Source organism: Kribbella sp. NPDC049174, assembly GCF_043197365.1.
In the GTDB taxonomy this organism is placed as follows: Bacteria; Actinomycetota; Actinomycetes; order Propionibacteriales; family Kribbellaceae; genus Kribbella.
Window position 1 is genome coordinate 335520 of sequence record NZ_JBICSZ010000001.1, and the last position, 18116, is coordinate 353635.

An 18116-nucleotide genomic window follows, 5' to 3' on the forward strand; every position below is an offset into this window, starting at 1 on the left:
TTACTATGCGTGAGCGCTTGATGCACTCTTTACCATATTGTTCGCACGGATATTCGAGGACCGTCCGTGCCGTATGGCAAGGTTTGCGCTGCCCGATCGACTCGAGCGGGCATGAGAGAGGAGCTATGACGACGGTATTGGAGGTGTCACTCTTGCCCGATGAAGGTGACACTGCCCGCGAGCGGGGTAACAGTATGGCTGCGGGGAGCGATGGAGCATCCGGATCCTGGTCTCAGGTCTCCCGGAGGACAGTTGCTTGCCGTATCCTCCCGGCTACTGTCCGCGTAACTGCTGTCTGAGGGGCGGGTAGCGATGAGTTGGTGGCGAACGGTGCTGAATCTGCCGCCAAAAGGTGAGCATTGGTCGGATCAGCGCCGCACAAAGAAGCCGGGCAAAGGACGCCCGTCGAACACCGCCCCGGAGTGGTGGGACCACCCCGATGGACCGGTGCCACCCACCCCTCGCCAGGCACAGGGCGTAGCGGCCCAGTATTCGGCTCCTCAAGCGCATCCGCCGGCCGGCGGAGTGATGGCCCCGCCCCGTCGTCCTTCCGCTCGTCCGCCGGAGAACTCCGGAGGTCATCGGACCCCCGAACGTTTGAAACAGCGTTCCCCTCACGGAACGCACGCACCCCCGGCGCCGCCCCGGGACGCACTTGAGCCCGGGCAGCCGCCGTGGTCGACCGAGCCCGAGTCGTCGTTCTCCACCTGGGCCCGGCGGTTCTTCCGCGGCCTGGTGGTCGTCGTCCTGCTGCTGGCGGCGATCAGCGGCGTCCGCTCCTGGGTCGCGCCGAACCGGACCCCGGAGACGGTGGTCAGCAATCAGAACAGCTTCCCGGCCGACGAGGCCCGCGCGGTCGCGACCCGGTACGCCGTCTCCTACCTGAACTGGGACGAGGCGAACGCCGACGCCCGGCCGGCCCAGATCGGCCTCGACCTGGCCGCCGGACTGGACACCCGGGCCGGGTGGAACGGTCGCGGCAAGCAGACCGCCGACCGGGCCTACCCGGGCGAGGTCAAGGTCGACTCCGGTGGCGTCACCGCCGTGGTCGACGTACGCGTGGAGGTCAGGCCGTTCACCAAGCGCGGTGCATCGTGGGTTCCCGGGCCGTACAGCTGGGAGCGGCTGTCCGTCCCGGTCGCCCGGACCGCGTCACGCATCGTGGCCAGCGGGCCGCCGACGTTCGTACCGGACGAGCGCGCCGCGTTGCCCGACAACATGCCGGAGGCCGGCGTCCCGGACGACGACCTGACCGCTGCAACGCTGAAGGACGCGGAGGCTTTCTTCTCCGCCTACGCCGAATCCGACAACAAGGTGTCGGCGGTGACCGCGCCGGGTTCGACCATCCGCAGTCTGAACGGTTCGGTGAAGTTCGCCGAACTCAAGGACTGGCAGGTCTTCGCCGGCAACGACGACGAGCGGCGGGCAACCGCGGCCGTCACCTGGGACGGGGCTGGAGATACCACCCTGGACCAGACGTACACGCTCACGCTGAGGCGTACTGTCGCCACGGACGGAGCACAACGATGGCAAGTGGCTGCCGTCGGATGACATCAGCTACCAGCCGTCGGACGACCGAGGCAACAAGGGAGACACCGCAATGATGACGCACGAACTGGCTGCGAGCGTGGTTCAGCTCGCCGCGCCGCTGGTCGACAGCAACGTCCCGACGGGCGCGGATTTCAAGGACTGGGTCCTGGTCATCGCGGGGAACATCTTCATCGCCATCCTCGTGCTGCGCGCGATCGGGCACTACTTCAAGCGCGAGTGGGGCGAGCTGTTCGGCCATATCGCGGCCGGGGTGCTGGTGGGTGGGCTGATCTACGCCAACAACCAGACCATCAATGTGCTCAAGGGCTTCTGGGGATTGTTGTCCGGAGGTAATTGATGCGTGTCGGCCGTACCCTGACCCACCACTTCGAGATCGAGACCCGGCAGTACGACCTGCTGGGGATCGACCTCGGAGAAGGCGCCCGGCGCCGGATGATCATCTTCGGAGCGGTCATCATCGTGCTCTGGGTCGCGCTGCTCGTCCCGTTCATCGGGGTGCCGCAGAAGTCCACCGTCAGTCTGTACATCGTCCCGCCGTTCGTGATCACCGCGTTCGGCTGGCGACCCGGTAAGTTCCACGAACGCCGCCGCCGCGTGACCGAGTGGGCGCTCGCCGTCCGCTACGCGTTGCGCGCCCATCGCCCGATCATCGGTCTCGGCGCCCGGGCCGCCGACAAGACGGAGTACTTGCCATGGCGTGAGCGCGTCGCGACCCAGAAGGTGGCCAACCTGGCGAAGGCCAGGGTGACCCCGGAATGGGAACGCGAGGCCGTGGTGGAGCTGGATCCGAGAGTCCGCGCCGGTGCGGACATCACCGTGAGCCAGCGTGCCCGCCTGCTCGGGGCGGACCACGTCCAGCGGGTCAGTCGCAGGAACTCGTCCGGGCTCAGCCGATCGGAGAGGCAGGGGCAACGATGAAGATCGCTGACAAACTCCTGAACCTGGTGGGGGTCGGCCGCGAGCGCGGCCTGCCGCCGCCACGCCTGGTCGCCATCGCGGACGGCCTGCTCGTCACCGAACGCAGCGCCGAGGCGTGGTTCCTCATCTCCGTGGCGAACACGGACCTGGCCACCGAGGCCGAGCAGGACGCGGCCCTCGACGCCGCGGTGAGTGCCGCCGCGACGATCCTCGGCGACCGGCTCAGCCACCTGAAGGTGGTCTGGGGCCGCTCCACCGGCCAGGACTACATCGACTCCGTCGGCGGCCACTACCGGCTCGGCGACCACGAGGCCTGGGCCCAGACCCGGGCCGACCGGATCGACGAGATGCGGATGCCGGAGCGGTACGTCGCCCTCGGCGTCCACCTCAGTGACCGCGACCCCCGCGCTACCGCCCAGGTCCGGGGCTCCATCAGCGACGCCTTGGGTACGACGTCCTGGCGGGTCAGCGCTCGTGAGCTCGCCCACCTCGACGAGCGGGTCCGCAAGCTCGGCCGTCAGCTCGGCTCGACCGTCTGGCGGGCGCACACCGCGCCGGCCGAGGTGATCTCCTGGCTGATCAGCCGCGAGATGCACCGTGGTGCCGTCGCCGCGCCCCGTCGCGGCCTGATCACCGGTGCATCGCTGGCCAGGCTCACGTCGGGCCGGGTGGTGCCGTACACCGACCACCTGCGCATCTACGACACCCGCGGCCAGATCGCGGCGTACACGACTGTGCTGGCGATGACCGACTTCCCCGAGGAGCTCGAGACGCCGGGCCCGGGGGAGTGGCTGCGCACGCTGTCGGAGATCAAGGCGATCGACGACGACGGCGACGAGATCGACGTCACCGTGGAGGCGTCCGTTCGCTTCCGGGTGCTGACGAAGAAGACCGCGCGGCACCTGGTCGACGAGACCCGCAAGAGCGCGAAGGAACAACGCCGGTCCGCCGCCAAGGGCACCGCGGAGGAGACCGCTGACGAGATCGTCGAGACCGAGCGCGTGATGCGCGAGGTCAAACGCGACATCAACCGCAGCGGCCTGACCTTGGTTGAGGACCACCCCCGTCTGCTGGTCAGCGCGGACACCCGCGAAGACCTGGAGGCGTACGTCGACGCCGTCATCGCGCACTACGCCGACCGCGGTATCACCGTCGCGGCCGGCGCGGACGAACAGCGCGACCTCTGGCTGGAATCCCTGCCAGGCGACCAGTTGCGCGTACCCGACCTCGGGCACGTGCGTGAGTCGACCGCGTTCTTCGGCTCCTGGTTCTGGGGCGGCGCGTCGATCGGTGACGCGACCGGTCCTGCGATTGGCTACTTGACCGGGTCGACGCCGGGTCTGGTGCGCTTCGACGCGGCCGCCGGTTCTGCTCTCGGTGACGCGACGACCACCTTGTTCTTGGGGCGTTCTGGTCGAGGCAAGACCACGGCTGCGATGCTCGGTGGTCTCGACTCCGCCTTCGCCGGCGCTTGGGTGCCGCTGCTCGACCTGAAGGGCGACGCGGCCGGTGTGTCCGCGGTCGCCGCGGAGTACGGCGTACCGACTGCTGTCATCGAGATCACCGCACAGTTCTCCGGCGCTGCCGACCTGCTCCGGGTTCTCCCGGTCGACGACGCCTTGCTGCAGGCGCCTTCGCAGCTGATGCTGCTGCTTCCTCCGCATCTGCGTGGTGCGGCCGAAGCTCCGGTCATGGCCGCGACCCGGGCCGAGATCCAGTCGCCGGATCCGTCGTCGTGGGGAGTGATCCATCGGCTCTGCCAGTCGGAGTCCGAGACCACGCGGACGGTCGGTTTCGCGCTGCGCGACCTGGTCGAGACCGGCCTGGGTTCCGTCGTCGCCGGCCCACCGTCCGGCCTGTCGTCGCTGACCACCAACCCGGGTCTGTGGGTCGTCCAGATGCCAGGCCTCACCCTGCCCTCACCCGAGTCGGCACCGGAATCCTGGTCGCCGATCGAACGTGTCGGCATGGCCTGCCTGCGCGGCTGCCTCGCCTGGATGGTCCGTACGACCGGCCGTCGCGAGTTCCGCGGCCGCTCGAAGGTCGTCATCGTGCCCGAGGTGCACCTGTTGACGAAGACGCCGGACGGCGCCTCCTTCCTCGACTACATCGCCCGTGTCGGCCGTGCCCTCGGCGCCTCCCTGGTCCTCGACACCCAGGACCCGGCGTCGATCCTGAAACTCCCCGGCCTGGTCGAGCAGATCACCACCCTGTTCGCCTTCAGCCTCCGCTCCCGCGAGCAGGTCGACTCGCTCCTGGAGCTGCTGGGCCGGCCGCAGACCCCGCCGTACCAGACCCTCGTCCGCGGCATCAACACCGCCGCCAACGGCAAGAGCATCCGGCACGGCCACTGCATCATGCGCGACCGCTGGGACGAAGTGGCCACCGTCCAGATCGACATCCCCAGCGCACAGGTCGCCGCCCTCCTCCGCACCACCCCCGAATCCGAACACGCCAACGAACCCACCCAGCCCGTCCCCGTCATCGAAGAGCTGGACCCGTTCGCCGACGACGAGGATGAAACCCCCGTCCCCGCCGCCACCGCCACAGCCCAAGCCGAGGCCCACACCGCCTCCCCGGCTGAGCCGGCCCACACCGCCGCTCCCCCCGAGCCGACGCCAACGGCCGAGCCTGCCCCCGCGGCAACTCAGGCGACGTACTCACCCCAGCAACCCCCCGCGCTCCAAGCGCCAAACGGCCAGCAACCCCCGGCGCCGAACGGCCAGCAACCCCCCGCAACGCAACCGTCGAACGGCCAACAACCTCCTGCAACGCAACCGTCGAACGGCCAGCAACACGCCACGACACAAGCGTCGAACGGCCAGCAACACGCCCCGACGCAAGCGTCGAACGGCCAACAACACGCCACGACGCAAGCGTCGTACGCGCAGCAATCCCCCGAGTCCTCCCCGGCCGCCCCCCATCAAAACGGGCACACCAACGGCCAGGACCACAACCACCCCCTGCGCTACGAATCCCCCATCGGCCCCGACGAGGTCTACGACCAAGAAGCCGACGAAGCCGCCTACAACGAAGCCATGTACCCGCCCTACGGCGAAACCGGCTCCACATCTCCAGACGGCGACTCCCAAAGCCCACCCTCCGGCAACAAGGAGCACGTCGCATGACCTGGTCACGCCGCCTCCGGACGGCCGTGACAGTCCTCTCCATCTCCCTGATAGTCACCACCCAGGTCGCCCTGGCTGCCGACCCAGAACCAGGACCGACAAGCCCAACCGGCTTCGGTGACCTGCTGCCGACGCCCGACCTGACGCACGGCGACACGCGAACTCTGTTCGAGCAGTACAGCCCGATGGCCTATGGGCTGGATTTCGAGCGGAGCATTCGCGATCCCATGGAGGCCGTCTTCAACGGATACGCACACATAGTGATGATGTACATCGTCGCTATCACCCGGGGTGCGATCTCGGTGGGCTGGTGGCTGTTCTCGTTCACCGACGTCAAGCCACTCACGGAAGCGACGTCAGCAACGATCGGAGCGACCAGCACTCAGTTGGTCGGCTGGCTACTACCGTCGGCCTTGGCCTTCGGTGCGGTGGCCGCATACACGCAGCGCAAAGCCAGCGGCAGCGCGTTGGGGCAGCTGGCGTGGGTCTTTGTCGCCGGTGTGCTCAGCATCAGCTTTGCGCTTGCTCCTGCGACGTGGCTGCGAGGTGTCGACGGCGCCCGGCAGATGGGCGCCGGCGCGATCATGACAGCGTCCGCTGACGCGATGGGGCCGACAATGCAGAGTCCCATCGCCTGGCCGGAGCCCGGCTTTACCGGCACACCAAGGGACACCTTGCTGAGGAAGTCGGCCGACGCCAGTTGGCGCGGGTTCGCGGTGACGCCCTAGTGTATCGCAGAGTTCGGTTCGTTGGAGGCATGCGGACGGTACGGCAAGGGGATGCTCGATGCCGGAACCGATGTCGATGCGAGAAGCAAGTACATCGACTCGGTGATAGCGCCCGCCGAAGGTGGAGATGACGCCGCGACGGTCAAGTGGGCGAAGGGCGAGAATGCGTTCGGTCGTATCGCTGTGGTCATGCTCGCCGCCATTGCCGCGACCTTGTTCGCGTTTCTCAATATCTCCCTGGCTTTTACGGCGTTAATGGCCTTCGTCGGCTGTCTGTTGCTCTTGGTCGTTGGAGTGTTCTTCGCCTGCTTGTGGATCATCCCGGGCCGAACGAGACAGTGGGGACTCAACTGGTTCGAGGCCCTGGTCGGGCTCGTGTTGCAATCATTCCTCGCGATGCTCGTCTTTGGCACAGCTCTCACCCTGGTCACGGCCGTATTCAGTCTGACCGGCGTACTCGGGTGGCTCCCTGTGTCGGGCCTGGCGATTGCCGTGCTGATCGCCGGCTTCAGACTTCGTAGGCTGCTGGACAATCTGACTTCGATGATGCGGCCAGGGTCCGGCAGCATTCTCTTGGGTGGCCTGGCTCGTCGAGGTGCGCTCAGTGCAGCGAAGCGGATGTTCGGTGCCCTCACCAGCCGTAGCGCGGCTCCGGCACTCACCGAACGCAAGAGGGGGATGGTTCCTGACGGCGCCACCTCCCAACGTGTGTCGTCAGTCCGCGTCTACCGACAGGCTCCCGCAGTTGGCTCGTTGACTCGAGGGGCCGCGGCTAGTTCGCCATACGAGCTCACGGCGGGCCCAGAACGGCGCAGAGCAGAAGGCGCTGGAACATCCGGCGGTGTCGGACCGGGTGGCCAGCAGATGGCTGGTGAGGCCGGCGGTGTTCGGGCTGCCGGGGCCAGCGGCCCGGTGAAGAGTACGTCTGCGTTGAACCTCGCCCGCGCCCGCACCCAGTCGAAGAGCGAGGGCCGGCGAACAATCTCCGTCTCGGCTGCCAACGTCGTTCCCTCAAGCGGCTCCGGGACATCCCGCGGCACATCACGCGAAGCGCAGAAGGCCCGTCATTCCCGCCGACCCGCGCCAGCCCCGGTCAGTGAGACCCGCTACGAGCCGAGAGTGCACACACATTCGGCCAGCCTCCGCGAGGGGCCGCCGAAGGGTCGTCAGCGGCGACGCGCGCCTGCTCAGCAGCAGCGCCGGTTCCGCGAATACTCGGCCATCACGAAGGACGGCGTGACCGTACACGTGCCGACGCGTAGGTGATGCGGATGGGACGGAAGCACCGATCGACTGAGGATCGCCGGGAAGGCGCCGGTCGCGCATCGAATCGTCGCGATCGCGCCGACTCGCCGGCCGACTCCGAGTACGAGTACGACGAACACGGGGACCGCCGGCGACCGGATGCGCCGGACAGTTGGCGTTCGGTGATGAGTGCGAACTACGACTACCCGGAGGAGCTGGACGAGCTCAGCGGTCGTGAACGCCGTCGGGCGAAGAAGAACTGGCGGCGTGACGACCATGCGCAGCGGATGGCGTGGTTGCGCAGCCAGCGCCAGGCCGAGCCGACCAGCCCCGCCGTCATCGTGGCGTTGGTCGTCCTGCTGGCGATCGTCATCCTCGGGCTGGGCGGTGGCTTGCCGCGCCTGTTCGGTGGCGAGAGTTCCGACGACGGCGCTCCCGTCGGTCTGCTGACGCCTGGCCGTTCGGTGGTTCTGCCGACCCCACCGGCGAATACCCAGCCGAGCGAGGAGAGTTCGCCGGCCGCGACGCCGACGCTGACGACTCCACCGCCGCAAACTCAGCGCCCTTCCTCCGAGTCGACCGCGCTGGCAACCGATGTGGTCGGTGCCTGGGCGCGTGCCTTCTACACTCGCGACCCGGCCACTCAGACGTATTCGGCATTGGTCGCCAAGAGTGCGAAGTACATGACTCCGGAGGTTGCCTCGAGTTTCACCGCGGCCGGCGACCCGACGTACGACGCACTCAAGAAAGACGGCGGCATGTCGACCGTGATCTCGGCGCCGGTCAGCGCTCCGCCGGCCAACGCGGAGGCGCCGGTCGACACGCCGGCGCGGATCACGCGCTTCGTCAAGGTCACCATCGACGTCACCGGAAAGAACGCTCAGCGATTCGACGTACCCCTGCTCGTCACGCTGGTGAATCAGAACGACCAATGGGTCATCAGCGACGTGTCAGGTGGTACGGGCCCATGACCACATTCGTGGGGGGCTGCGATGTTCGATGAGCGTGATCTCGGCAGGGGACTCCTCGCGGTCGCGAACAGGGGCGTGTTCATCAAAGCCGCGGCCGCCTTGGCGGTGGTCGGGGTTGCGAGCCTCCTCATGCTTGCTCCGTTCGGAGGAACCAGCCAGCCACAGGCGGCCTGCCTCCCCGGGGCGCCTGGCCAGGTCGGCAACCCGGTTCCCCGTGGTCCGCTGCGGGCGACGCAGATCGCGTTTGCCAGGCTCATCGACCAGGTCGCGGTGAAACGTGGGCTTCCCGGGCAGGCGACGCTCATCGCCCTGATGACCGCGCTGGTCGAGTCCGACTTGCAGAACCTGACGTACGGCGATGCGGACTCGGTCGGTCTCTTCCAGCAACGCCCGGGGGCCGGTTGGGGTTCGGTCTCCCAGATCATGAATCCGCAGTACGCCGCGGAGGCGTTCTTCGGCGGATCCGCGGCGCCCAGCCCGCCCGGCCTGGTCGACATCAACGGCTGGCCGTCGATGGCGTACGGCGACGCTGCTCAGCGTGTTCAAGTCTCGGCCTATCCCGATCGCTACGCGCTGCGTGAGGGGGAGGCACGGCAGATCGCGGCCGCGGCGCGCATCGACCTCAAGCGATCCGGGAACCCGTACGCCGGCCGATCGGACCCACTGCCAGGCGGGACGACCACCGAAGGCGTCGCTGACAATGACAACTGCGGCGGTGAAGAACTGGTCTCCGGTCAGCCCGTGAACGGCGTGTGGCCCGCGCAGCAGCAAACCGTCACGGACCCGACCGGCACCGGCGGCATGGTCACTCCGCGTACGGCGGCCTGGGTCGCCGAAGCGCGCAAGAACCTGGGAACCCTCAGCATGAGTTGCTGGGACGCACACGTCTGGAACCCGACCAGCGACCACCCACGCGGAAAGGCCTGCGACATCATGGTCGGCGCCGACGCGCGCAGATCATCCCCGGCGCGCGCCCGCGGCGACGAGATCGCCAACTGGGCGGTCACGACCGCGGGCCAGACCGGCGTGCGCTACGTCATCTGGTACGGCAAAATCTGGTCCGCCCGCCGAGGCACCTGGATCCCGTACAACGGCGGCGGCGTCTACAGCCCCACCGACGCCACCGGCGGCCACTTCGACCACGTCCACGTGTCCCTGTACTGATGATCGAATATCTCCGTAATCTGCCGCGTGTGGCCAAGGCGGCACAGGAAGCGAGACCCCAATGACCAGTCCAGGCGACCCAAACGACCAGAACGGCCCCTGGACAACCGGACCATGGCAACCAGCCGACCCGCCAAACCCGGGCCCGCATCAGAACGTTCCTCCTACTCCGCAGTGGAGTCAGTTGCCGCCAGGAGGAGATGCACGAGGCGGTCCCAAGCCGGGCGGGCGGGTCGAGGTCTCGGCGGCGACGACCCTCCTCACGGCGGTGCCATGGTTCTTCTGGAGCTTCGTCACCGTCTCCTGGATAGCCGGGATCGTCGGCTTCGGTTATGGCTGGATCCTGGTCGTGCTTTGGATCCTGTCTGGGGCAGTTGTCTTCATCAAACCGGTTGAGGAGTTGATCGCACGCTACCTGTTCCGTCTCCGGCAGCCGACTCTGGTCGAGGAGCAGCGCATCGCTTCCGTTTGGCCACAGCTGTCGAGCCGTGCGGGAGTGGACGGGAGCAAGTACTCCGTGTGGATCCAGGAGTCGGAGGACGCCAATGCGACGCCGACGCCTGGTCACACCATCGCGGTGACGACCTGGTCGTTGTACAACCTGCCGGCGGCGCATCTGGAAGCGGTTCTGGCGCATGACCTCAGTCACCACCTGGGCGGACGTACCTGGCTCAGTCTGCTGAGCTTCTGGTACTCGATTCCTGCTCGCTGTGCGCTGATCGGCGTTCGGGCCCTAGGACGCTTGATGAAGGCTGTTCCTGCGGTTGGATGCCTGGTCATCGGCTTCCTGACACTCGGCTATCTGGGGATCCTGCTCGCGGTGCTTACGTTCGACGACAGTCTTATGCTGCCCCTGCTGTTCCTCACTCCGTTCATCGCGCCGCCAATTCTCGCGTGGCTCGGCCGCCGAGAGGTCATGCAGGCTGATCGCCGGGCCGCGGCGATGGGTTATGGACCCACCATCGTGCAGGTTCTGTACGGGTGGCAGGTCCAGCATCAGAACATGCTCGGCCGGGAAGCCAACCGGCGCTCGCAGTTGATGTCGAGCACGCCCTCGCTCGGCGACCGAGTCCGCGCCCTCGAGGGACTGGCTCCGCCCGCATAGGCGGTTCAACACAGAAGACCGCGGCGCACGGAGCTCGATCCGTTGGATGCGCCGCGGTCTCGTCGACGTCAACGGGGTTGCTGCACCTCGGACGACCTTCGCTGGCTTAGCGGACTGGACCGCTGTGCATGGAGTGAGACGTACCTTCGCCGACGTCGGGAGCCAAGTGAACGTCAGTGCTCTGCTGTTGTGGTTTAGGCGGTGATTCGCTTGATTTCGTGGGTGGCGGTTGGGTTGGTGAAGGTGAGGAGGTTCTGGGCTTCGGATTCTATGGATTGCCAGGCTGTGCGGGGGAGTTTGGTGATGGGTTGGATTTCCAGGGTGGCTTGGGTTTTGGTGGATTTGGTTAGTTTCCAGAGGGCGGTGGCTTGGCCGTTGTGGAGGGTGGAGCCTCGGGTGAGAACCTCTTGGAGGGTTAGGGATTGGCGGGTGGCGTTGTCGATCCAGCGGGTGCGGTCGGCGTGGGAGAGGAGGAGGTTGTCGTACTCGGGGAGAAAGCGGGTGGGGACCTCGATGTCCTCGCCGGGGAGGTCGATGTGGGGGAGGTCGTAGAGGGTGCGGCCTGATTCGGCGTCGGTGTAGGTGCGGAGGTCGAGGCGGTCGAAGACCTCGGACAGTTTGGTGAGGCCGGACCAGTTCTGGGCGTCGGCGACCGAGGCGGGACCGTAGGCGCCGAGGTAGCGCCGGACCAGATCCTCGACCGAGGGGTTGGTGGCGACCGGGGAGCCAAGCCAGAGGTCGGCGGTGGACATGGCGGGGTTGCCGCCCTTGCCCCAGATGCCGCGGGGTGGGGTCTGGATGGTGGGGAGCAGGCAGCGTACGGCGTGGGCCAGCGCCGCGGGTTCGCGGTCGGGCCAGAGCGGGGCGAGGTGGTCACGCAGTTGTACGGCGGTCGCCGGGCCCTCGGCCATGCGTTCGATACCGGCCTTCAGCACCGCGTCGATGTCGATTCCCTCGAGCCGGTGCCGGCCGTACGTCATGTTCTGGAACACCTCGCGCTCGAGCCGCGGCTGGATCAGCGGGCGGAACGCGAGGAAGTCCCGGCTCGACATCAGGTGGATCGTTGCCCGCATCATCGAGCCGCGCACGGCCTCGCGGTTCTCGATCAGCCCGGCCAATTCAGCCGGATCGAAACCGTTGAGGCGTGTCCACAGTCCTACGTACGGCGCGAGCGGCGACTGGGCCTGCATGCCGACCAGGTGCTCGATCGTCTCCAGCGCGGTCGCGTCCCGGCGCTCGATCAGCCACTGGCGGTGCAGGGTGGCGCGGTTCAGGGCTTGCAAACTCAACTTCGACATGGCTGATCCTCTCCTGGTTTACGGATCCAAGGCTAGGAGGAGAAGCCGTCAGCTTCAGGCCTCTACTCAGCCGCTGCGAAGGCCGGTGCCAAGGCCGATGCCGAAGCCGATGCCGAGGCCGGCGAGGAAGCTGGTCAGGAGGTCCTGGCCGTACGGCCATGGGCCGAGGTTGCTGTCGGAGTTGAGATGGCCGTGGCTGCCGGTGGTGATGAGGGGGACTTCCCAGTCGGCGGCTAGGCGGGTTGCGGCGTCGACGGTGCAGTACGGGTCGTTGTCGCTGGCAATCAGGAGAGCGGGGACGGGGAGAGAAGTCGCGCGAAGGTTGGTGAAGGTCGGGAGCAGGTCCACGGGGAACGTGGGCGCGAGTGGGTCGGGCGGCGCGACCAGGAAAGCGCCGCGGACGGTAGGTGAGCCGACCGTGGTCAGCCAATGCGCAACGGCGTGACACCCGAGGCTGTGCGCGATCAGTACGGCGGGTTCGTCGGAGAGAGCGATCGCGTTGCTGATGGCAGCGATCCAGTCATCGCGGTCCGGGTGCGTCCACGAGGCCGGGCTGATACGGGTCGCGTTGGGCAGCCAACCGGATTCCCAGGCGGACTGCCAGTGGTTCTGGTCCGAACCGTCGAGACCCGGGACGATGATGAATCGCATGGATGACTCCTTGGTGGCTGCGGTGAGCTGTCATCATGGGCGAGATCATCGCAGCCGTACTACGTGAACTGATGAAGTGAAGGCAGATGGGCGAATCGACCACGAATCCATTGGACGACATCGACCGGGAGATCCTGGCGATCCTGCAGACGAACGGGCGGCTCAGCGGCGCGGACATCGGCCGCAAGGTCAACCTGTCGCAGCCGGCCGTGTCGGCACGGATCCAGCGGCTCGAACGGTCCGGCGTGATCACCGGCTACCGGGCCGTCGTCGATCCGACCCGGATCGGCCTCAACATCCACGCCGTCGTCCGGGTACGTACGACGCACGCACGGATCCCCGACGCGCTCGAGCTCTTCGCGACACTCGACGAGGTGACCGCGACGTACCGTCTCACCGGCGACGACTGTTTCCTGCTCGACGTGCATACGCCTGACGCCGGCCGGCTCGAGCAGGTCGTCGACGCGATCGGCCGGCTGGGCCCGGTCACGACTTCACTCGTGCTCCGCGAGTACCCGGTCAAACCTCTCGCATCTGGCTGAAGGACGCGACCCGATCCACGTACGCCGCTCGCGCCGCATCATCGACGGCCAGGCCCCGATCGTCTCCGGCCAGTCGGCGGCCGAGTGCCATCACGGACGACGGCACCAATCCGTCCAGCACCTTCCATCCGGCCAGCCAGCGCGGCACTGTGACCTCGGCCTGTCGCGTCCTGCAGGTTCGCAGTACGGCGGCCGCGACGTCGGACGGGTCGACGGTCGGCATGACGCCGCCGAGGCGGACGCCGGAGGAGAGGGAGGTGCGTACGGCGCTGGGCAGTACGGCGCTCGCAGTCACGCCGGTGCCGTGGAGCTCACGGCGTACGGCGGCGGTGAGGCCGACTGCGGCGTACTTCGACGCGTTGTAGACCGCCATCCCCGGGAACGGGATCTTGCCGGCCATCGAGGCGATGTTCACCACGTGGCCGTTGCCGCGGGCAATCATGCCGGGGAGGACCAGACGCATGCCGTGGATGAGACCCCAGACGTTCACGTCGAGTGTGGTCCGGCTGAGGGCGTCGGGTTCGTCGAGGAACCAGCCGAGCGGCATCACGCCGGCGTTGTTCACGAGTACGTCGATCCGGCCGGCGTCGGCAATCACATTGTCAACAAAAGACGCGAAGGATTCCCGCGAGGTGACATCCAGCAGCCAGGGTCCGTGGATCCGCCCGGCAGGTTCGAAGGGGTCGGTGGAGTCAGAGGAGGAGTCGGCGTGGTGAGGGGAGGAGGCGGCCAGGTGAGAGGCGGAGGCGGTTGGGTGAGGGGCGGCGTGAGCTGTGGGGGAGGTGGTGTGGGGCGAGCCGGCGGTGGCGGTGTCGGCGTCGGTCGCGGTGCCGGTGAGCGGATGGGTGGCCGGGTAGGTGGTCGGTGGGGTGTCCGGCTGGGAAGTCAGGTCGCCGCTGTAGACGGTGGCGCCGAGGGTTGCGAAGGCTTGGGCTGTGGCGAGGCCTATTCCTCGGGCGCCGCCGGTGATGACTACGACTGCGTAGGACAGGTCGAGGGGTTTCATCGGACGACCTCCAAGGGGGCGGAGATGGTGTACGCGGCGGGGTCGAAGTGGGCGACGTGTTTGCGGAGGCGGCGGGTGGACCAGGGCCAGCTGAAGCTGTTTCGGCCGTTTGCGTCGTGGTAGTAGCTCGCGCAGCCACCCGTCTCGTAGACGGTCCCGCGTAAGGCCTCCTGGACCTCCGCAACGAACGACGCCTGCACCTCGGGACGTACGTCGAGACTCGACCAGCCGCGATCCAGCAGCGACGAGACAGCGCCCAGCACGTGGTCGAGTTGCGCCTCCAGGATCATGAAGGCAGAGGTGTGCCCGGTCCCGAGATTCGGCCCGAGCAGGTTGAACAGATTCGGGAACCCGGCTACCGCAGTCCCCAGATAAGCCTGCGGACTGCCCTGCCAGTGATCGGCCAGGCTGCGCCCGTCGGCGTCGTACACCTTGGTCGCCACCGGCAAGTCCAGGATCCGGAAGCCGGTGCCGAGGACAACCACATCGGCCTCAACGCTGGTGCCATCGGCACCGATCACCCGATTGCCGGAGAACTCCGCAACAGCGCTCGGATGCACCGACACATTGCTCTGGGCAAGCGATGGGTAGTACGTGTTCGACATCAGCAGTCGCTTGCAACCAAGGGTGTACGACGGAGTGAGTGCCGCACGCAACGATGCCGACCGTACCGACCGACGAAGATGCAGCAACCCCACCCGCTGCACCGCCCGCATAATCCACGGATGCCGGAACCCGAGCCCCAGAGCCTCCATCCCCAAGTACTCGAGCCGCCGCAACACCCGTTGCGCCAAAGGAAATCGCCGAAACACCCACCGCTCGAGCCCCGGCACGTAGTGATCCGGCTTCGGCAACACCCACTGCGCCGTCCGCTGGAACAGATGCAACGACGAGACCAGAGGTTGGATCGCCGGCACGAACTGCACCGCCGAGGCGCCACTCCCCACCACCGCCACCCGAAGGCCACTCAGATCGACCGAATGGTCCCACCGCGATGAGTGAAAGACGGGCCCATCAAACGCCCCCGGGATCGACGGAATCAACGGCTGATGCCACGGCCCGGTAGCCGTGATCAGCACCCGCGCCTCCAGCGGACCCTCGCTCGTCTCGAGCAACCACCGCTGCGCCGACGCATCCCATTGCGCCCGCAGCATCTCGACCCCACACCGGATGTACGGCGTGACGCCGTACCGAGAGGCCGTGTCCGACAGATACGAGCGGATCTCCGCCTGCCCAGCGAACGCTCGGGTCCACGAAGGATTCGGCGCGAACGAGTACGAGTACAGCGCGGACGGTACGTCGCACGCGCACCCGGGATAGGTGTTGTCGCGCCACGTCCCGCCGGGCTCCGACGACTTCTCCAGCACAGTGAAGTCGGTGATCCCTGCCTGCAGCAGGCGGATCGCCGCCCCGATGCCCGACGCACCGGCGCCGACTACGACCACATCCATGAGCACCTCCGAGAGTCAGAAACCGACGGTATCCGAATACCAAGAGGATGCCAATACCGCAGGCACTAGAGTCGGACCATGCCGAGGATGACGCGGGCGGAGAGCCAGGCACGGACCCGCGAGACGCTGGTGGCGACCGCGACCGAGCTGTTCCTGCGCGACGGGTACGGCGCCACCTCGCTGGAGAAGGTGGCGGACGAGGCCGGCTACTCCAAGGGCGCGGTGTACTCGAACTTCCGCAACAAGGACGAGCTCTGCCTGGCCGTGGTGGACGCGATCCGGGCCGACCAGGCGCACCGGATGGCGGCCGCGCTGGAAGGTGCCGCCACGCTCGAGGCGATGCTCCAGTCGTTCCAGCGCTGGGCCGAGGCGACGATCGGCGATCAGGCGTGGACTGTGTTCGAGGTCGAGTTCGCCACCCGCGCGCGGCAGGACGACGTCGTACGACGGGAACTCGCGCAGCGGAACGCCCAGATCCGGGACGCGGTCACCCAGTTGCTGGAGGAGCACGCGAAGGAGTTCGGGATCACGCTGCCGATGCCGGCCGCCGACTGTGCCACCGCGTTGCTCAGCCTGGGCGTCGGCCTCGGCGTCCAGCGCGCGATCGACCCCGACGTCGGCGTCTCGGTGCTCCCCAACGTCATCCGCCTCCTCGCCGGCGGCCCGAGCGCCCGCGGCTGAAGCGCCGGCCGCCCCCAAACGCCGCCTCAGGCGCAGGTGGCTGATTTCCCTTGCGCCCGCGGGACGGCGGGAACTTTTCCTTCCCACCGGCGCACCCGGCGAACTAGGGTTCGACGGATCGTAGTTGTTGCGTTACGCAACTCGTCTACCTAGGAGGGGAAATATGGCGAAACGCGTGATCGCGGTCGTCACCGCCGGTCTGGCTACCGCCGCCATCGGGCTGTCCTTCACCAGCGTCGCGGGGGCGGCGCCGGAGAGCTCCGCGGCGAACCCGGCCGGTCTCAAGCTGATCAAAACCAAGACCTCGTTGCTCGGCAAGCACTACTGGTACCAGCAGACCTTCAAGGGGCTGCCGGTGCTCAACGGGTACTACGCCAAGCATGTGACGACGTCCGGTGCGGTGCAGATCGCCGACGGGCGCGACGCCGTACCGGCGAATCTGGATGTGACCGCGAAGGTGCCGTCGGCAACGGCGACCAAGTCGGCCAACGCGGCGGTGAGCGCGCGCGCCGCCCGGGCCCGGATCGCCGGACCGGAGAAGGACGTGACGCCGTCTCCGACCGCCACCGACGGGGCAGCGCAACTGGCTGTCATCGGCGGTCCGGACGCGCGCCTGGTCTGGAACGTCACCAGCCGGTCGGCCCAGGGCGTCACGCGCTCACTGGTCGACGCGAAGTCCGGCAGCGTGGTCGAGTCGAAGGTGATCAGTGATCACGCCGACGGCCGCGGCATCGTGTTCGACCCGAACCCGGTAGTCAGCGAGCGGGACGAGAAGCTGACGGACCAGGACGACGCGAACACCGACGAGCTGTTCCCGGCGCACAAGAACGTGATCCTGCGCAACCTGGCCGGCAACGGCAAGCTCGAGGGCACGTACGTCACTGTCGTCAAGGCCAAGGGTGGGCTGGCGGAGAGCCCGAACAACCAGTTCCTGTACTACCGCGACGACGACCGGTTCGAGCAGGTGATGGCGTACTACCAGGTCAACCAGACCCAGGAGTACATCCACAGCCTCGGCTTCACCGAGGTGAACAACGAGTCGCAGGACTTCGAGATCAACACCTACAACGGTGACAACTCGTTCTACGACCCGTCGAAGGACGTCATCACGATGGGCGAGGGCGGGGTCGACGACGGCGAGGACGCCGAGGTCATCTGGCACGAGTACGGTCACGCGATCCAGGACGACGTCGTGCCGGGGTACGGCGAGTCGCTGCAGGCCGGTGCGATCGGTGAGGGCTTCGGCGACTACTGGGCCGTGACGATGTCGGTGCCGGTGAGCCGGAACTTCGACCTGCCGTGCGTGATGGACTGGGACGCGACGTCGTACACCTCGACCGAGCCGCACTGTCTGCGCCGGACCGACACCGGCAAGACGACCGACGACATCGTCGGCCAGGTGCATGACGACGGCGAGATCTGGTCGAACGCGCTGTGGGACATCCACAAGGCGCTCGGCCGGAACAAGGCCAACAAGGTGATCCTCGAGGGCACGTTCTTCTACGCGCCGGACACCTCGTTCGCCGACGCCGCCCGGGTCACCGTGCAGGCGGCCCGCCTGCTCTACGGCAAGGCCACGGCCGCGAAGGTCACCGAAGCCTTCCAGGCCCGCAAGATCCTCTGACGTAGGCAACACCAGCACGCGACACCAGGTTGTGCGCCCACGGCTACTGTGGG

General features: G+C 67.4%; 16 protein-coding genes. 12 read left to right on the forward strand and 4 right to left on the reverse strand.

The features are described from left to right. Positions 1 to 597 precede the first annotated feature (597 nt). From ACGFIF_RS01635 to ACGFIF_RS01675, 9 genes are all read left to right on the forward strand, one after another. A complete protein-coding gene (locus tag ACGFIF_RS01635; protein WP_393150256.1) occupies positions 598 to 1551 on the forward strand; it encodes a conjugal transfer protein in 954 nt (317 codons plus the stop codon). Between the two features lie 52 nt (positions 1552 to 1603). Beyond that, positions 1604 to 1888: a hypothetical protein gene (locus ACGFIF_RS01640; protein WP_393150258.1), complete on the forward strand. Its 285-nt coding sequence runs from the start codon at positions 1604 to 1606 to the stop codon at positions 1886 to 1888. Next, on the forward strand, positions 1888 to 2469 hold the full coding sequence (locus ACGFIF_RS01645) for a hypothetical protein (RefSeq protein WP_393150260.1): 582 nt from the start codon (positions 1888 to 1890) through the stop codon (positions 2467 to 2469). Before ACGFIF_RS01640 ends, ACGFIF_RS01645 begins: the two co-directional genes overlap by 1 nt. Then, a complete protein-coding gene (locus ACGFIF_RS01650; RefSeq protein ID WP_393150262.1) occupies positions 2466 to 5597 on the forward strand; it encodes an ATP-binding protein in 3132 nt (1043 codons plus the stop codon). The genes ACGFIF_RS01645 and ACGFIF_RS01650 overlap by 4 nt, the downstream gene beginning before the upstream one ends. Further along, entirely contained in the window at positions 5594 to 6325 is a 732-nt protein-coding gene (locus tag ACGFIF_RS01655; protein ID WP_393150264.1) for a hypothetical protein, read from the forward strand. The genes ACGFIF_RS01650 and ACGFIF_RS01655 overlap by 4 nt, the downstream gene beginning before the upstream one ends. Before the next feature lie 51 nt (positions 6326 to 6376). Continuing rightward, positions 6377 to 7591, forward strand: a complete 1215-nt coding sequence (locus ACGFIF_RS01660; protein ID WP_393150266.1) for a hypothetical protein — start codon at positions 6377 to 6379, stop codon at positions 7589 to 7591. 5 nt (positions 7592 to 7596) lie between these two features. Then, positions 7597 to 8541 (forward strand): hypothetical protein, encoded by a 945-nt coding sequence (locus ACGFIF_RS01665; RefSeq protein ID WP_393150268.1) that lies wholly within the window; start codon positions 7597 to 7599, stop codon positions 8539 to 8541. Between the two features lie 21 nt (positions 8542 to 8562). Beyond that, positions 8563 to 9705: a hypothetical protein gene (locus ACGFIF_RS01670; RefSeq protein WP_393150270.1), complete on the forward strand. Its 1143-nt coding sequence runs from the start codon at positions 8563 to 8565 to the stop codon at positions 9703 to 9705. 268 nt (positions 9706 to 9973) lie between these two features. Next, a complete protein-coding gene (locus tag ACGFIF_RS01675; protein ID WP_393150272.1) occupies positions 9974 to 10810 on the forward strand; it encodes a M48 family metalloprotease in 837 nt (278 codons plus the stop codon). A 194-nt stretch (positions 10811 to 11004) separates the two neighbouring features. Here the strand turns inward: ACGFIF_RS01675 and ACGFIF_RS01680 are convergent, their stop codons facing one another. Beyond that, positions 11005 to 12108: a winged helix DNA-binding domain-containing protein gene (locus ACGFIF_RS01680; RefSeq protein WP_393150274.1), complete on the reverse strand. Its 1104-nt coding sequence runs from the start codon at positions 12106 to 12108 to the stop codon at positions 11005 to 11007. Between the two features lie 66 nt (positions 12109 to 12174). Then, entirely contained in the window at positions 12175 to 12759 is a 585-nt protein-coding gene (locus tag ACGFIF_RS01685; protein ID WP_393150276.1) for an RBBP9/YdeN family alpha/beta hydrolase, read from the reverse strand. Positions 12760 to 12845: 86 nt separating this feature from the next. On the opposite strand from ACGFIF_RS01685, the gene ACGFIF_RS01690 reads away from it, so the two are divergent. Continuing rightward, entirely contained in the window at positions 12846 to 13301 is a 456-nt protein-coding gene (locus ACGFIF_RS01690) for an Lrp/AsnC family transcriptional regulator (protein WP_393150278.1), read from the forward strand. On the opposite strand, the gene ACGFIF_RS01695 is transcribed toward ACGFIF_RS01690, so the two are convergent. Together ACGFIF_RS01695 and ACGFIF_RS01700 are read right to left on the reverse strand one after the other, a co-directional pair. After that, the gene (locus tag ACGFIF_RS01695; RefSeq protein ID WP_393150280.1) at positions 13279 to 14307 is read right to left on the reverse strand and encodes an SDR family oxidoreductase; all 1029 of its coding nucleotides are present in this window, start codon (positions 14305 to 14307) and stop codon (positions 13279 to 13281) included. The two genes, ACGFIF_RS01690 and ACGFIF_RS01695, sit on opposite strands and share 23 nt — an antisense overlap. Continuing rightward, on the reverse strand, positions 14304 to 15758 hold the full coding sequence (locus ACGFIF_RS01700; protein ID WP_393150282.1) for a flavin-containing monooxygenase: 1455 nt from the start codon (positions 15756 to 15758) through the stop codon (positions 14304 to 14306). Before ACGFIF_RS01700 ends, ACGFIF_RS01695 begins: the two co-directional genes overlap by 4 nt. 78 nt (positions 15759 to 15836) lie before the next feature. Between ACGFIF_RS01700 and ACGFIF_RS01705 the strand changes: the two genes are divergently transcribed. Next, a complete protein-coding gene (locus ACGFIF_RS01705) occupies positions 15837 to 16439 on the forward strand; it encodes a TetR/AcrR family transcriptional regulator (protein ID WP_393150284.1) in 603 nt (200 codons plus the stop codon). Positions 16440 to 16602: 163 nt separating this feature from the next. Then, complete coding sequence (locus tag ACGFIF_RS01710) at positions 16603 to 18063, forward strand: M36 family metallopeptidase (RefSeq protein WP_393150286.1); 1461 nt, start codon at positions 16603 to 16605, stop codon at positions 18061 to 18063. The last annotated feature ends 53 nt before the right edge of the window (positions 18064 to 18116 follow it).

What these genes read in the sequence shown, in the direction of transcription:
- ACGFIF_RS01640 (WP_393150258.1), top strand. Translation starts at nt 1,604, where the DNA reads ATGACGCACGAACTGGCTGCGAGCGTGGTTCAGCTCGCCGCGCCGCTG.
- ACGFIF_RS01645 (WP_393150260.1), top strand. Translation starts at nt 1,888, where the DNA reads ATGCGTGTCGGCCGTACCCTGACCCACCACTTCGAGATCGAGACCCGG.
- ACGFIF_RS01650 (WP_393150262.1), top strand. Translation starts at nt 2,466, where the DNA reads ATGAAGATCGCTGACAAACTCCTGAACCTGGTGGGGGTCGGCCGCGAG.
- ACGFIF_RS01655 (WP_393150264.1), top strand. Translation starts at nt 5,594, where the DNA reads ATGACCTGGTCACGCCGCCTCCGGACGGCCGTGACAGTCCTCTCCATC.
- ACGFIF_RS01660 (WP_393150266.1), top strand. Translation starts at nt 6,377, where the DNA reads ATGCTCGATGCCGGAACCGATGTCGATGCGAGAAGCAAGTACATCGAC.
- ACGFIF_RS01665 (WP_393150268.1), top strand. Translation starts at nt 7,597, where the DNA reads ATGGGACGGAAGCACCGATCGACTGAGGATCGCCGGGAAGGCGCCGGT.
- ACGFIF_RS01670 (WP_393150270.1), top strand. Translation starts at nt 8,563, where the DNA reads ATGTTCGATGAGCGTGATCTCGGCAGGGGACTCCTCGCGGTCGCGAAC.
- ACGFIF_RS01680 (WP_393150274.1), bottom strand. Translation starts at nt 12,108, where the DNA reads ATGTCGAAGTTGAGTTTGCAAGCCCTGAACCGCGCCACCCTGCACCGC.
- ACGFIF_RS01685 (WP_393150276.1), bottom strand. Translation starts at nt 12,759, where the DNA reads ATGCGATTCATCATCGTCCCGGGTCTCGACGGTTCGGACCAGAACCAC.
- ACGFIF_RS01690 (WP_393150278.1), top strand. Translation starts at nt 12,846, where the DNA reads ATGGGCGAATCGACCACGAATCCATTGGACGACATCGACCGGGAGATC.
- ACGFIF_RS01695 (WP_393150280.1), bottom strand. Translation starts at nt 14,307, where the DNA reads ATGAAACCCCTCGACCTGTCCTACGCAGTCGTAGTCATCACCGGCGGC.
- ACGFIF_RS01700 (WP_393150282.1), bottom strand. Translation starts at nt 15,758, where the DNA reads ATGGATGTGGTCGTAGTCGGCGCCGGTGCGTCGGGCATCGGGGCGGCG.
- ACGFIF_RS01705 (WP_393150284.1), top strand. Translation starts at nt 15,837, where the DNA reads ATGCCGAGGATGACGCGGGCGGAGAGCCAGGCACGGACCCGCGAGACG.
- ACGFIF_RS01710 (WP_393150286.1), top strand. Translation starts at nt 16,603, where the DNA reads ATGGCGAAACGCGTGATCGCGGTCGTCACCGCCGGTCTGGCTACCGCC.